The 12,995-nt window shown below is 62.8% G+C and carries 15 protein-coding genes; 11 read left to right on the top strand and 4 right to left on the bottom strand.

Annotated elements, in window-relative coordinates; all coding sequences use genetic code 11:
• Positions 1-48 precede the first annotated feature (48 nt).
• The 5 genes from HGHM_RS14525 to HGHM_RS14505 all read left to right on the top strand — a co-directional run bounded on the left by HGHM_RS14525 (position 49) and on the right by HGHM_RS14505 (position 5,155).
• On the top strand, positions 49-1,221 hold the full coding sequence (locus HGHM_RS14525; protein ID WP_161603784.1) for a dienelactone hydrolase family protein: 1,173 nt from the start codon (positions 49-51) through the stop codon (positions 1,219-1,221).
• A gap of 149 nt (positions 1,222-1,370) precedes the next feature.
• On the top strand, positions 1,371-2,621 hold the full coding sequence (locus HGHM_RS14520) for an Hsp70 family protein (RefSeq protein WP_026076050.1): 1,251 nt from the start codon (positions 1,371-1,373) through the stop codon (positions 2,619-2,621).
• Between the two features lie 80 nt (positions 2,622-2,701).
• On the top strand, positions 2,702-3,307 hold the full coding sequence (locus tag HGHM_RS14515; RefSeq protein ID WP_034348539.1) for a hypothetical protein: 606 nt from the start codon (positions 2,702-2,704) through the stop codon (positions 3,305-3,307).
• Positions 3,308-3,430: 123 nt separating this feature from the next.
• Positions 3,431-4,201, top strand: coding sequence for a histidine phosphatase family protein (locus HGHM_RS14510; RefSeq protein ID WP_019142271.1), 771 nt, complete (start codon positions 3,431-3,433; stop codon positions 4,199-4,201).
• A 9-nt stretch (positions 4,202-4,210) separates the two neighbouring features.
• Entirely contained in the window at positions 4,211-5,155 is a 945-nt protein-coding gene (locus tag HGHM_RS14505; protein WP_019142270.1) for an NAD(P)H-hydrate dehydratase, read from the top strand.
• Between the two features lie 18 nt (positions 5,156-5,173).
• On the opposite strand, the gene gstA is transcribed toward HGHM_RS14505, so the two are convergent.
• A complete protein-coding gene (gstA, locus tag HGHM_RS14500; RefSeq protein ID WP_019142269.1) occupies positions 5,174-5,782 on the bottom strand; it encodes a glutathione transferase GstA in 609 nt (202 codons plus the stop codon).
• Positions 5,783-5,815: 33 nt separating this feature from the next.
• Positions 5,816-6,241: a DoxX family protein gene (locus HGHM_RS14495; RefSeq protein WP_019142268.1), complete on the bottom strand. Its 426-nt coding sequence runs from the start codon at positions 6,239-6,241 to the stop codon at positions 5,816-5,818.
• 72 nt (positions 6,242-6,313) lie between these two features.
• On the opposite strand from HGHM_RS14495, the gene HGHM_RS14490 reads away from it, so the two are divergent.
• The 3 genes from HGHM_RS14490 to HGHM_RS14480 all read left to right on the top strand — a co-directional run bounded on the left by HGHM_RS14490 (position 6,314) and on the right by HGHM_RS14480 (position 8,567).
• Positions 6,314-7,204: a LysR family transcriptional regulator gene (locus tag HGHM_RS14490; RefSeq protein ID WP_019142267.1), complete on the top strand. Its 891-nt coding sequence runs from the start codon at positions 6,314-6,316 to the stop codon at positions 7,202-7,204.
• Positions 7,205-7,249: 45 nt separating this feature from the next.
• Positions 7,250-7,651, top strand: a complete 402-nt coding sequence (locus HGHM_RS14485; RefSeq protein ID WP_026076049.1) for an SRPBCC family protein — start codon at positions 7,250-7,252, stop codon at positions 7,649-7,651.
• Between the two features lie 148 nt (positions 7,652-7,799).
• Positions 7,800-8,567, top strand: a complete 768-nt coding sequence (locus HGHM_RS14480; RefSeq protein ID WP_019142265.1) for a ParA family protein — start codon at positions 7,800-7,802, stop codon at positions 8,565-8,567.
• Between the two features lie 12 nt (positions 8,568-8,579).
• Here the strand turns inward: HGHM_RS14480 and HGHM_RS23485 are convergent, their stop codons facing one another.
• Positions 8,580-8,849, bottom strand: coding sequence for a hypothetical protein (locus HGHM_RS23485; RefSeq protein ID WP_019142264.1), 270 nt, complete (start codon positions 8,847-8,849; stop codon positions 8,580-8,582).
• A gap of 344 nt (positions 8,850-9,193) precedes the next feature.
• On the opposite strand from HGHM_RS23485, the gene HGHM_RS14465 reads away from it, so the two are divergent.
• Positions 9,194-9,922, top strand: a complete 729-nt coding sequence (locus HGHM_RS14465) for an AzlC family ABC transporter permease (RefSeq protein ID WP_019142262.1) — start codon at positions 9,194-9,196, stop codon at positions 9,920-9,922.
• Positions 9,919-10,242, top strand: coding sequence for an AzlD domain-containing protein (locus HGHM_RS14460; RefSeq protein WP_019142261.1), 324 nt, complete (start codon positions 9,919-9,921; stop codon positions 10,240-10,242). Before HGHM_RS14465 ends, HGHM_RS14460 begins: the two co-directional genes overlap by 4 nt.
• 138 nt (positions 10,243-10,380) lie before the next feature.
• Here the strand turns inward: HGHM_RS14460 and HGHM_RS21375 are convergent, their stop codons facing one another.
• Entirely contained in the window at positions 10,381-10,869 is a 489-nt protein-coding gene (locus tag HGHM_RS21375; protein ID WP_019142260.1) for an SET domain-containing protein, read from the bottom strand.
• Positions 10,870-11,008: 139 nt separating this feature from the next.
• On the opposite strand from HGHM_RS21375, the gene mnmC reads away from it, so the two are divergent.
• Positions 11,009-12,994, top strand: a complete 1,986-nt coding sequence (gene mnmC, locus HGHM_RS14440; protein WP_245549219.1) for a bifunctional tRNA (5-methylaminomethyl-2-thiouridine)(34)-methyltransferase MnmD/FAD-dependent 5-carboxymethylaminomethyl-2-thiouridine(34) oxidoreductase MnmC — start codon at positions 11,009-11,011, stop codon at positions 12,992-12,994.
• The last annotated feature ends 1 nt before the right edge of the window (position 12,995 follow it).

Here is a 12,995-nt window from a genome sequence, read left to right as displayed (position 1 = left end):
TTCGCATCGCGAGCCGGTTTGTGTGCAGTTCAAACCAGTTTCAGATGTATGACAAATTCTTCCCCAATTCAAGCAAAGAAAAGCAGGAAACTCACAACCTTTCTCGCCATGGCCGTTCTCGGATTGAGTCTCGTCGGCTCCCCCTACCGCAGCCAGGCAGTCACCCTCAATACCGCACTGAATGAACAAGTTGTCATGGTGCCGGTGGTGTCCGGCGGTGACAATGTGCAACTCGAAACCACCATCTTCACGCCACCCGGCCCGGGGCCCTTCCCGCTGGTGGTAATGAACCACGGCAAGGCTCTCGGCGATCCGCATAATCAGGGACGCGACCGCTTCGTGGTGATCAGCCGCGAATTCGTCAAGCGCGGCTATGCTGTCGTCGTGCCGATGCGCAAAGGGTTTGCCGAGTCGACCGGTGAATATGTCGAGCATGGCTGCGACATGATCGGCAACGGCCAGACGCAGGCCGACGACCTGCAGGGCGTGCTCGAATACCTGCGTACCCAGCCCTGGGTCGACAAGGACCGCATCATCGTGGCCGGCCAATCCTATGGCGGCCTGGCCACGATCGCCTTCGGCACGCGCAGTATCCCGGGTGTCAAGGGCCTGATCAATTTCGCCGGCGGCCTGAAAATGCATGGTGCCGGTTGCGACTGGCAGGATTCCCTGGTGAAGGCCTTCAATGATTTCGGCGCGAAGACGACGCTGCCGAGCATCTGGTTCTATGGCCAGAACGACCAGCACTTCGGCCCCGAACTGGCGGCGCGCCTGCGCGACGCCTATGTGAGCGCGGGCGGACATGCGAAGCTGGTCGCCTACGGCGCGTTCAAGAACGATGCGCACGGCATGGCCGGCAGCCGCGACGGCGTGCAGATCTGGTGGCCGGAAACCGAAAAGTTTTTGAAGGAACTCGGCATGCCGACCGAAGAGGTGGTGGCACTGTCGGATGAGCCGCAGGTCGCCGCGACCAACTACGCGTCGCTGGATAATGTCGATGCCGTTCCCTACCTGCGGGACCGTGGCCGCCAGCAGTACAAGGAATTCCTGAGCAAGCCGCTGCCGCGCGCCTTCGCCCTGTCTTCTTCCGGCGCATGGAGCTGGGCGGAAGATGGCGATGATCCGCCGAGCCAGGTGCTGGCCGACTGCCAGAAGACCAGCCAGGCACCCTGCAAGCTGTACGCGGTCGACAATGCCGTGGTCTGGAATAGCGACAAATAAGGCTGACAGACAGGCAAGGAAATGCGGCAAACCGATGGGATGCCGCATCATCCGCGCCACTTTCCGGTGCAATTCCCTCCGTCCTTGTACACAGCGGCGGCACATTGCCCTATGATGTCGCTCTTTCCAAACGGTAATGTTTTTTAATGATGGCCAGAGCTTGCGGCGTCGATTTCGGCACCTCCAATTCCACCGTCGGCTGGTGCCGGCCCGGCCATCCTTCTCTGCTCCCGCTCGAGGAAGGCAAGACCACCCTGCCTTCCGCCGTGTTCTTCAACGCGGAAGAAGACAGATGGAGTTTCGGCCGCGGCGCGCTGGCTGATTATCTTGCCGGGCATGAAGGGCGCCTGATGCGCTCGCTCAAAAGCCTGCTCGGCACCAGTCTCCTCGACGGACAGACGGAAGTGCAGGGGCGCGCCATCCCGTTTCGCCAGCTGCTGGCGCAATTCATCGGCGAATTAAAGCGCCGCGCCGAACAGGCTGCCGGCCGCAGCTTCGAGCATGCGGTGTTCGGCCGCCCGGTGCATTTCATCGACGACGACCTCAAGGCCGACCAGCAGGCGGAAGCCAGCCTGCTGCAGATCGCGCAGGCCGCCGGATTCCGCGAAGTCGCCTTCCAGTACGAGCCGATTGCCGCCGCCTTCGACTATGAATCGGAAATCGAACGCGAGCAGCTGGTGCTGATTGCCGATATCGGTGGCGGCACTTCCGACTTTTCGCTCGTGCGCCTGTCTCCGCAGCGCGCCCAAAAAGCCGACCGTCGCGACGACATCCTCGCCACCGCCGGCGTGCACATCGGCGGCACCGATTTCGACAAATACCTCAGCCTGTCTTCCGTCATGCCCCGGCTCGGCATGGGTTCGCGCCTGGCGAGCGATGCAGAAATGCCATCCAGCCATTATTTCAACCTGGCGACCTGGCACACGATCAATCTCGCCTATACCCGCAAGGCTTGGGAAGAATTGCAAGACCTCCGGCGCGACGCGCGCGAGCGCGACAAGCTGGACCGGCTGCTGCAACTGGTGCAGCAGCGCGACGGCCATTGGCTCGCGCTGAAGGTGGAAGAAGGAAAGATTGCCCTCTCCGAAGCGACGGTCACTGCCCTGCAGCTGGAGCGCCTGCCCCCGCCGCAGACGGTGCTGGTCGAGCGCGAGCATTTCGATGCGGCGATTACGCACCTGGTGATGGCGATTGAAGCCGCAGTCGGCGAACTGCTTCGGAATGCCGCCGTACCGGCGGAAGCGGTCGATACGGTGTTCTTCACGGGCGGCTCGAGCGGCGTGCATATGCTGCGCAAGCGGATTGCCTCGCTGCTGCCGGACGCGCAGCGGGTGGAGGGCGACCTGTTCGGCAGCATCGGCGCCGGGCTGGCGCTGGATGCGCAGCGCAGGTTTGGATAGTTGAAAGACAGTTTCAAGTCAGTCAGTAAAGAGCGTCCGCATTGCAGCAGGGTGCGGCAAACAAACAACAAGGGTAGTTCATGCAATTCTTTGGTTTGAGCAAGGTTCTTGGCACGGGTATGTCCGCCTTGCTGTTGACGGCTGCGGCTTCGGCCGGAGCGCAGGAGTCCGGCGAACGTGGCTGGTGGCAGACGGTTCAGGATATGGGGCAGGGCGCGCGGGAGAGGGTCGAGAACATTTACGATACCGGCAAGCTCGACGTGTACTTCTCGGGCTATGCCTATCACGGGCGCAGCACCTATACCCGGGAACGCTTGCATGAACTCAACGAAGAAGCCTGGGGCCTCGGTATCGGCAAGTCCATCCGCAATGCCAAGGGCAACGAAGAATCGATTTTCCTGATCGGCATTTCCGATTCGCATTGCTATCCGCAAATCATGGCGGGCTATGCTTACCAATGGATGTGGTCGGTCGGGCAATCCGGCCTCGAAGTCGGTGCCGGTCTGGCACCGATGCTGGTAAGCCGCCGTGACTATTTCGGCGGCGTTCCCTTCCCCGCTGTTTTCCCGATTGCATCTGTCGGCACGCAAAATTTCAAAATGCTCGCTTCCTATGTGCCGCGCCTGTCGTCAAACAAGGGCAACGGCGACGTCCTGTTCCTGTTCGGGAAAGTCTCTTTCGACTGAGGCAGGTTTCTTTTCCTCATGCGGGCGGTGTTCGCCGCCTGCGCATTGCCTCCTCTGCGCCTCCGGCAGGAAACTTCGCGTCCCTGCAGTTGTCATTCCTTTCATTCAACAGGGAAGGCAGCAATGGCAGAGCAGAAATGGCCCCAGCAAATCTGGATCGTCCGCCACGGGCAGAGCGCAGGCAATGTCGCGCGCGATGCAGCCGAGGCTGCCGGGGTGGCGCTGATCGATATCGCCACCCGCGACGTTGACACCCCGCTCTCGGCCCTCGGGCGGCGCCAGGCGGAAGCCCTGGGACACTGGTTCCGCGACATGCCGCCTTCCGAGCGGCCGAATGTCATCCTCTGTTCTTCCTACGTTCGCGCGCGCATGACGGCCCAGATCGTCCTCGAGACGGCCGGGCTTGACCGCGATGAAGTCTCGGTGATTGCCGACGAGCGCCTGCGCGAGAAGGAATTCGGCATTCTCGATCGCCTGACCCGGCACGGCATCCGGCAGAAATATCCGGAGCTGAGCGAGCAGCGTACGCATGTCGGCAAGTTCTATTTCCGCCCGCCCGGCGGCGAGAGCTGGTGCGACGTGATCCTGCGCCTGCGCAGCGTGCTCGACACCATCGTCCGCGAATACCGTGGCGAGCGGGTGCTGATCGTCGGCCATCAGGTGATCGTGAACTGCTTCCGCTATCTGCTGGAGCGCATGGATGAACAGCAGATACTGGAGATCGACCGCAGCGGCGATGTGCCCAACTGCTCCGTCACATCCTACCGCTTCGATCCGGCGCGCGGCAGGAATGGCAAGCTGGTGCTCGACCTCGTCAACTTCGTGGCGCCTCTGCGCGACTCCGGCACGCCGGTCACCGACGAGCCGGACGTGCAGGCCGCGCCGAAATCCTGAGGAGCCCGCATGTGTGACGAGTTTGCCAGCGACCGCATCAACGACATCGATGATGACGGTCTGCGCGCCTGGCCCTTGCCGATGCCGTCGGAGGACGGCGACAAGGAGCAGCGTGGCAGCGTGCTGGTCATCGCCGGCTCGCGCCAGATGCCGGGCGCAGCCATCCTCGCCGCGACCGCCGCCCTGCGGGCCGGCGCCGGCAAGCTGACGATCGCGACCAGCGCGGCCACAGCACCGCTGGTCGCGCTGGCGATGCCGGAAGCGCGCGTGGTCGACTTGCCGGAAACCGATGCCGGCGCCATTGCGCCCGCCGCCGCAGATATCCTGAACGGGATGCTGGCAAAGTTCGACACGGTCCTGATCGGCCCCGGAATGCAGGATGAGCAGGGCAGCTGCGCCTTCGTGATGGCGCTGCTGCCCCATCTGAATGGCGCGAAGCTGGTGCTGGACGCGGCTGCGATGAACGTGGTGCGGCGCCAGTTGCAGGCGGTCGATGCCACCTGCCATCCGCAACAGCGCTATGTCTCGCAATTCGATACGCCGGTCTTGCTGACCCCGCATGCGGGGGAAATGGCGCACCTGAATGCCTGCGACAAGCATGGCGTGCTTGCCGATCCTCTCGCCGCCGCGCGTCATGCGGCGCGGCGCTGGAATGCGCTGGTGGCACTGAAGGGCGCCACCACGATCATCGCCGCGCCGAGCGGCGAAGTGTGGCGGCATGAAGGCGGCAATATCGGCCTCGCGATCTCCGGCTCCGGCGATGCCCTGTCCGGCATCATCGCCGGCCTGTCCGCGCGCGGTGCCCAGCTGGAGCAGGCGGCCGCATGGGGCGTGGCGCTGCATGCGCGTGCCGGCGAGCGCCTGGCAGAGCGCTTCGGCCCGCTCGGCTACCTGGCGCGCGAGATTCCGGCGGAAATCCCGGCGCTGATGCACGCACTATGCCTTCAGCCGTAATGCCACTGGCCGTGCCAGTCACTTGATGAGGCCTTCGGCCTGCATCGCCGCCTTTACTGCCGGACGCTCTCCAATCCGCTTGCGATAAGCGAGCAGCGCAGGCCATCTTTCCAGTTCTATCCCGACGAAAGGCGACCAGCCGGTGGTCACGAACAGGTAGGCATCCGCTACGGAAAAGCCGCTCCCGAGCAAGTGTTCATGCTGCGACAGGTGCCGCTCGACATGGTCGAAACGTCTGGCGAGCTGGTCCCGGAAAATCCGTTTGGCCTCGGGCGGCATCTCGGCCTTGAACAGTGGGGAGAAGCCCTTGTGAATTTCCGAGGTGATGAAGTTGAGCCAGGATTGCAGCCGGTATCGCTCGAAGGAACCGGCTTGCGGCACCAGTGCTGAGGAGGGTGCGAGGTCCGCGATGTATTGCATGATTGCCGGTCCTTCGGTCAGGATCGTGCCAGGCTTGATTTCGAGCGCGGGCACATAGCCGTTTGGATTGACCTCAAGGAAATTGCAACCGGCGTCGGTGCGCTTGGTTTGCGCGTCGACCTTCTCCAGGGTGAATTCGAGGCCGGCTTCGCGCAGGGCGATGTGCGGGGCGAGAGAGCATACGCCGGGAGTGTAATAAAGCTTCATGGGATATCCTTTCATGTCGGGAGGGTGGAAAACTCAGGCTGTCTTCAGCCGGATGGAAGCGGGGCTGTTGGCGGACTTCAAGGCATATGCACCGTCGCCCAGCAAGGCATGCACGACGGATGCGAGGATCAGGAATGCCGGATATTCCCAGCCGCCGTTCGGATTGCTGAACACCCAGCCATTGCCAAGATGCGCGGCGCTGGCACCAAGGAGGATGGGGAGCAGCAACAGGGAAGCGATGCGACCGTAATAGCCCAGCAGGATCAGGCTGCCGCCCGCCAGTTCGAGCAGCACGACCGGCCAGGCGATGAAGACCGGCATGCCGTGGCTGGCCAGAAAGCTGGCGAAGCCGGGCATCGTGAACACCAGCAGCTTCAGCAGTGCATGCGATATCCACATCGTCCCCAGGCCTAATCGCAACAGCAGGGCCGCATGGGAGGCAAAACGTTGATCGATCATGATGAATTCCTTTCAGGGTGGTTGGGGTGGTGCTAATGTAAGTGGGCAAAAAAGCAATGAAAATAGGCGCTCATGAAATCTTCCTATGCAAGAATGCAATCGAAGCTCGGCTTCGGTGAGCTGGAAATGGTCCTGGCCCTAGTCAGGGGGCGCACCCTGGGAGGCGCGGCCGAGCGGCTGAAGCTCGATGCGTCGACGGTGTTCCGGACTATTGGCCGGATTGAAAAGGATCTGGGCGAGCGCCTGTTCGAGCGCAGCCGGCAAGGCTATCTGCCGACCGAGCTGGCGCTGGAACTGGCGCACCATGCCGAGCGGATGGAGGCCCAATTGCAGGAGGCGCGGGAAGCCGCGTTCAAGAACGGAAACGAGCCGTCCGGCGTCCTGCGCATCACCACCACCGACACAATCCTGCATGGACTGGTGCTGCCGGTGCTTCATCACTTCTCCGCCGCGTATCCGCGAATCGAACTGGAGCTGGTTGCCACCAATGCCGTAGCCAACCTGAACCGGCGAGACGCGGATGTCGCCATCCGCGCCACGCGCAAGCCGCCGGAGCACCTGGTCGGAACCAGGCTCGGCACATTGTCGGCGGGCGTGTTTGCCAGCCGCGCCTACCTGGCACGCCAGCCCGGGCAGCTGCGCCTGGCCGAGGCAGACTGGGTGGCGCTCGATGAATCGATCCCGGACCATCCCTCGGTCAAGTGGCGGCGCCAGCATTATCCAAAGCTGGTGCCGCGCTACCGCTGCAACAGCGTGCTGTCGGTCGCGGGTTCGGTGGTGTGGGGACTGGGCGTGGGTGTCGTTCCCCTGTTCCTTCTGCGGGATCATCCGGACGTCGACATGCTGGACGGTCCGGTGGAGGAACTGGAAACCGGCTTGTGGATCCTGGCGCACCCCGATATCCGGCACCTTCAGCGGGTGAGGCTGCTGTTCGACTTCCTGAAGGACCAGATCAGACTGTAGGTTTATAGTTGGGCAAATCTCGCCCCCACTCCAAGGAGCATGATCATGGACGTTCTCTTTCCATCGCGGCCCCTGAGCATCTCGATTGCCTGCGACCCTGCGCGCGTCTATGCCTACGTCCGCGACCCGCGCAATTTGCCGCAGTGGGCAGAAGGCTTTTGCAAGTCGGTGCGCAAGACGGAGAAAGGCTGGATAGCCGAGACGCCGCAAGGGCCGGTGACGATCCGCTTTTGCCCGGACAATCCCTGCGGCGTGCTCGACCATTTTGTCGGGATTGCTCAGGGCGCTGAAATCGCCGTTCCGATGCGGGTGATCCCGAATGGATCGGGCAGCGAGGTATTGTTCACGCTGTTCCGTGCACCCGACATGTCGGCACAGACTTTCATGGAAGATGCCGACCTGGTCGAGCGGGACTTGCTGAGTCTGAAGGCCAGGCTGGAAGAATAAGAGCAGCCGCCGTCAGAGGGACAGGCTGCGGGGAGCGGATGAATGCCCGTCTGGATGCGGGCGGTGTTGCAGGCCGCGCATAAACGCAGGCCCGGCACGGTGTCAAATTGTCACAAACCCTGGGATCACGATTAGAATAGGCCCAGCCATGACCATCGTTGCCGTATTCAACCAGAAGGGCGGGGTAGGGAAGACCACCACTGCGCTCAATCTTGCAGCCGCCATGGCGCGCGGCCGGCAGACCGTTTACGGCATCGATCTCGATCCGCAAGCGCACTTGAGCGCAATTGCCGGCGTCACCGCCGGCTCCGGCGACGAGACCATCCTCAGCCTGTTCCAGCGCGACCGCCCCTTGCGCGAGCTCGTCCGCCCGACCGCAAGCAACATCCACATCGTCCCGGCGCATCTCGAGCTGTCCAAGGTGGATACCATGTTTGGCAAGGGCTATAACGTGGTGAACCGTCTCAACACCAGCCTGCGTACGGAAAAATTCCTCGATGGGAGTGCCCGTGTGGTGGTTGATTGCTGTCCGATGATCGGCGTGCTGTCGCTGAATGCGATCTTCGCCGCCGACTGCGTGCTCGTGCCGGTCGCCGCCGATCATTTGTCATACAAGGGGGCGCTCCAGATCGAAAAGACGCTGAAAGCGCTGGAGCCGGTCCTGAAGCGCCGGGTAAGGCGCCGCTACCTGCTGACGCGCTTCGATCCTGGGCGACGGGTGGAACGCGATGTGCAGCGCATGCTGGAAGAACACTTCGGCGATGAAGTCTGCCGCACGCAGATCAGGGAAAGCGTCAGCCTTGCGGAGAGCCCGGCCTATAACAAGAATGTGTTCGAGCATGCGCCGAACAGCCGCGGTGCTCAGGACTATGCCGCTTTGCTGGATGAATTGCAGGCCGAGCGTTTTATCGGCTGAATGCCGACGAGGCTAGTTCGAGATGAGCGTCAGGATGTCTTCCATCGACGTCTTGTCTTCGACGGGCGCTTTCTGCACCGGCTTCGCCGAGCCCGGGTTCACGTCGCAATTCAGGCTTTCTGCCTTCGTCACGCCCGCTTTCACTTCGCAGCTCAGCACTTCGCAGTAGCGGTACATCTGGCGCAGCTTGCGTTCCGCATCTTCCTGATTCCGGCCCATGATGGCGATGTTGTCGATCTTGAGCCTGTTCTGCGTCAGTATAGAAAACTGGAATTTGACCATACGACCTCCCGAATTGCGCGCCCGCGCCGTCTTTGCTTTGGTCGCATAAGTAGTGGGAATGCGGCCTATTGTTAATATAGGGCAATCTATGTTGATTTGGATCAAGTTGCATAAATTGTTACAAAGAAAGCATTCTTGAAGGATTGTCCAATCCATTCCCGCCTGCCCCGTTGATACGCGGCTGCCCAGACGCACACCTTCCCCCCTTTCCGGCCGGCCCCAGCCCGGCCCGCTTCAAGCAAGATCAAGCAGCCGGCGCTACCATTGCGAGCTTTCGCCGGGATCCTGCCCGCCGCGGAGATCCCCAAGTGTTCATGAATTTGCCAGACAGGATAGAAAAACGCATGCCGCATTCCACACGCTTGTCCAGTTTCGCCGCCGGCGCGTGCGACACGCTGCCCATGCTGGTCGGTGCCGCGCCCTTCGGCGTCATCTTCGGCACCCTTGTCGGTTCCACGCCTCTTGCGCCATGGCATGGGCAATTGATGTCGATGAGCGTGTATGCCGGTTCCAGCCAGTTCATCGCCGTCGGCCTGGTGGCCGCCAATGCCGGGTTGCTGGTGATCTGGCTCACCACCCTGATCGTGAACCTGCGTCACATGCTGTATGCAGCGACGCTGCTGCCGCGCGTGACGCACCTGCCGCTGGGCTGGCGTTTCGGCCTGGGCTTTCTGCTCACGGATGAAACCTTCGCGGTGATGAATGCGTATTACCTGAGGCATGCTGCGGCGCCCCTTGGCCACTGGTATTTCCTCGGTTCCGGCCTTGCGATGTACGGCAACTGGCAGTTCTGGACGCTGGCGGGCCTGCTGTTCGGCGCCGGCTTTCCCCAACTGCAATCGCTCGGGCTGGACTTTGCAATGGTGGTGACCTTCATTGCCATCGTGGTGCCGCAATTGCGGCAGCGGTCGCAGCTGGCTGCGGCGCTTGCGGCCGGCGCCTGCGCCTATGCGGGGAAGGATCTGCCCTACAAGCTGGGGCTGTTGCTGGCGGTCTTGGCCGGTGTCGCGGCCGGCATCCTGACGCTGCACCGGCAAGCCCGCGGCGCAGTCGAACAGGAGGGCGGCGCATGAATTACCTGCTGATGGTGGCCGGCATGGCTGCCGTGACCTTCTTCATCAAGGCTGCGATCTTCCTGCTCGGCGACCGCGTCGTATTTCCGCCGTTATTGAAGGAGGCGCTGGGCTTTGTGCCGGTCACCGTACTGACGGCGATCATCGTGCCGATGATTTTGGCACCGCAGGGCAAGGACATGGAGCTGACCTGGCGCAATCCGCAGCTGGTCGCCGCCATCGTCGCGATCGCGGTATCCGCCGCGACGAGGCGCCAGTTGCTGACGATAGGTGTCGGTCTCGCGGTATTCTTTGCCTGGCGCTTCGGTGTGCTGGCCTAATGCGGTTTCCACAAGCCTGAAAGGGAAAGAAAGCAGGGAGCGCCGTGCGCACCGGGATTCCATGGTGCGCACGGCGCTCCCTGCTTCACCATGGCATATTGAAATTCGTTCTAAGCGGCCATCTTTGGCTGGGCAAGCTCAGCGCTTGGGTGCGAGCATGGTCTTGCGGCAGTTTTCCGCGCCGCACAGGCAGGCATAGGCGCGCTTGAGCTTGGGCGTGTGGCGCTCCTCGAGCACCAGCCCGTAGTCGTAGTTCAGTTCTTCGCCACGCTTGATGTCGCGCAGGGCGTAGATCAAGATGCGGCCGTCTTCTTCCCGCGCCTCGCAATTGGGATTGCAGGAATGATTGATCCAGCGCGCATCATTGCCGTTGCTGCCGCCGTCGATGATGCGTCCGTTGTCCAGGCTGAAGAAAAAGGTATGGTAGCAATCGGCCGGCTTGGCATTCTCGCGCTTGAGCGTTTCCTTCCAGCTGATGCGCTCGCCCGCATATTCGATAATGAACGTCCCGGCCGGGATCTTGCGCGTGGCGAATACGCCGTTGCCGTGGATTTTCGAATTGCGGACCGCATACGGCGGGCGATCGGAGGCTGTCTTGGATGCTGCTGCGTTTCTGGAACGGTTCATTTCGCTTGATAATGCTGATGTTTGAATGGTATCCGGCGCTAGGCAAGATTCATTATCTCAAGGCCATGCGCCTGCCGATTGAGCAAGGCCAATCGCATGCGCGGCCGTTCTGCCTGCCCGCCCCTCTTTCGGGACGCAAGTGTACCTCGATACTACGCATTTGACTTATCCGACTGCCAACGAATTCATGCTGCACACGCCTCTCGTTCCAGCCACGCTCGCCTTCGTCGAAGACGTGCCCTATGCCGCCGCATTCGGCGACGTGTACCACTCCGCCGACGGCGGCCTCGGACAGGCCCGGCACGTGTTCCTGAAAGGGAACCGGCTGCCGGAACGCTGGCGCGCCAGGCAGCATTTCACCATCCTGGAAACCGGCTTCGGCCTGGGGCTGAATTTCCTTGCAACCTGGGCAGCGCTGCGCGAAGACCCGGCCCGGCCAGCGCAACTGCATTACCTTGCGCTGGAAAAGCACCCCTTCGCCGTGCCCGATCTCGCCACCCTGCATGCCCGCTGGCCGGAGCTGGCGCCGCTGTCCGCCGAATTGCGCGCCGCGTGGCCGCCGCTGATCGCCGGCTTCCACCGCCTGCTGCTCGATGGCGGGCGGATCATCCTGACTCTGGTGTTCGGCGACGTGCGCGATTGCATTCCGCAAATCGATGCCAGCGTCGACGCCTTCTATCTCGACGGCTTTTCGCCGTCTAAAAATCCTGACATGTGGGCGCCGCAATTGCTGGAACGCCTTAACCGGCTGGCGGCACAGGAGGCCACGCTTGCCACCTATACCGTGTCGACGCCGGTTCGCAAGGCGCTGACGCAAGCCGGTTTCGCCTGCGAAAAGCCGCCGGGCTTCGGCCGCAAGCGGGAAATGCTGAGCGCCCGCTTTGCACCGCGCTGGCAAACCACTCACCGCGATGTTCCGGCCGACCGCCACGCAATCGTGATCGGCGCCGGCCTCGCCGGCAGCGCCGCCTGCGAGCGGCTGGCGGCGCGCGGCTGGCGCCTGACGCTGATCGAGCGCCATGCAGCGCCGGCCCAGGAAGCTTCCGGCAACCTCGCCGGCGTTGTGAAGCCGCTGATTTCGAAGGATGACAATCCGAGCTCGCAACTGCTACGCGCCGCCTATCTGTTTGCCCTGCAATGCTGGTCGCAGCTCGGCGGCATTGGCCGCGCATTTTCCGGTGAAGCCTGCGGCGTGCTGCAGCTGGCGGACGATGCCGCGGATGAGCAGGTACAACGGCAGATCGACGCCAGCCACCGCTATCCGCCGGAATTCGCGCAATGGCTCGACGGTCCTGCCGCATCAAGCCTGCTGGGCCAGCCGCTGAAGCAGGGTGGCTGGCTGTTTCCCCGCGGCGGCTGGGTATATCCCGCCAGCCTGTGCGAAGCGCTGCTCGCGGCCTGCGGCGACCGCCTCGAGCGCCGTTTCGCGCATACGGCCGTGCAACTTGAGCATGACGGGGCATGCTGGCAGGTGCGCGATGGCGGGGACACTGTACTTGCGCAGGCCCCGGTCGTGATCCTTGCAACCGGCGCCAGCACGGCGCTCTTTCCTCAGGCTGCGCAACTGCCGCTGCAGGCAGTGCGCGGCCAGGTCATGCATCTGCCCGCGACGGCTCTGCCCGAATTGCCGGTGGTAGTATGTGGCGACGGGTATGTGACCCGGCCTTCGCAAGGCATCTGCTGTGTCGGGGCCTCTTATGATTTCGATGGCGATCCGCAGTTGCGGCAGGCCAGTCAGCAGGAAAACCTCGCGCGCCTGGCGCACATCCTGCCGGATGCGGCGCAGCAGAATGCGCAAGCGCCACTCGCCGGCCGCGTCGGGTTCCGCACCGTTGCGCCCGATCGCCTGCCGCTGGTCGGCGCACTGCCGGCTGCGGACGAGGCGATCACGGGCAGTCGCCTGCGTGACGTGCCGCGCCTGCCGGGCTTGCATGGCTTGCTGGCCTATGGTTCGCGCGGGCTGGTGTGGGCACCCTTTGCGGCCGAGTTGCTGGCTGCCCAACTGAATGCGGAACCCTTGCCGATAGAACGCCGGCTCGCCGAAGCGCTTGATCCGGCCCGTTTTTTGCTAAAAGCTTATCGTCGCGGCGACATTGCGACGCCGAGCACTTCTTCACGAGAATGAC

It is taken from the genome of Noviherbaspirillum massiliense JC206 (assembly GCF_000312045.1).
Classification (GTDB): Bacteria; Pseudomonadota; Gammaproteobacteria; order Burkholderiales; family Burkholderiaceae_D; genus Noviherbaspirillum; species Noviherbaspirillum massiliense.
Note: the sequence above shows the minus strand (reverse complement) of the source record. Positions and strands in the feature narration are given on the sequence as shown.

Coding starts and splice junctions, on each gene's coding strand:
- HGHM_RS14525 (WP_161603784.1), top strand. CDS start 49: ATGACAAATTCTTCCCCAATTCAAGCAAAGAAAAGCAGGAAACTCACA.
- HGHM_RS14520 (WP_026076050.1), top strand. CDS start 1,371: ATGGCCAGAGCTTGCGGCGTCGATTTCGGCACCTCCAATTCCACCGTC.
- HGHM_RS14515 (WP_034348539.1), top strand. CDS start 2,702: ATGCAATTCTTTGGTTTGAGCAAGGTTCTTGGCACGGGTATGTCCGCC.
- HGHM_RS14510 (WP_019142271.1), top strand. CDS start 3,431: ATGGCAGAGCAGAAATGGCCCCAGCAAATCTGGATCGTCCGCCACGGG.
- HGHM_RS14505 (WP_019142270.1), top strand. CDS start 4,211: ATGTGTGACGAGTTTGCCAGCGACCGCATCAACGACATCGATGATGAC.
- gstA (WP_019142269.1), bottom strand. CDS start 5,782: ATGAAGCTTTATTACACTCCCGGCGTATGCTCTCTCGCCCCGCACATC.
- HGHM_RS14495 (WP_019142268.1), bottom strand. CDS start 6,241: ATGATCGATCAACGTTTTGCCTCCCATGCGGCCCTGCTGTTGCGATTA.
- HGHM_RS14490 (WP_019142267.1), top strand. CDS start 6,314: ATGAAATCTTCCTATGCAAGAATGCAATCGAAGCTCGGCTTCGGTGAG.
- HGHM_RS14485 (WP_026076049.1), top strand. CDS start 7,250: ATGGACGTTCTCTTTCCATCGCGGCCCCTGAGCATCTCGATTGCCTGC.
- HGHM_RS14480 (WP_019142265.1), top strand. CDS start 7,800: ATGACCATCGTTGCCGTATTCAACCAGAAGGGCGGGGTAGGGAAGACC.
- HGHM_RS23485 (WP_019142264.1), bottom strand. CDS start 8,849: ATGGTCAAATTCCAGTTTTCTATACTGACGCAGAACAGGCTCAAGATC.
- HGHM_RS14465 (WP_019142262.1), top strand. CDS start 9,194: ATGCCGCATTCCACACGCTTGTCCAGTTTCGCCGCCGGCGCGTGCGAC.
- HGHM_RS14460 (WP_019142261.1), top strand. CDS start 9,919: ATGAATTACCTGCTGATGGTGGCCGGCATGGCTGCCGTGACCTTCTTC.
- HGHM_RS21375 (WP_019142260.1), bottom strand. CDS start 10,869: ATGAACCGTTCCAGAAACGCAGCAGCATCCAAGACAGCCTCCGATCGC.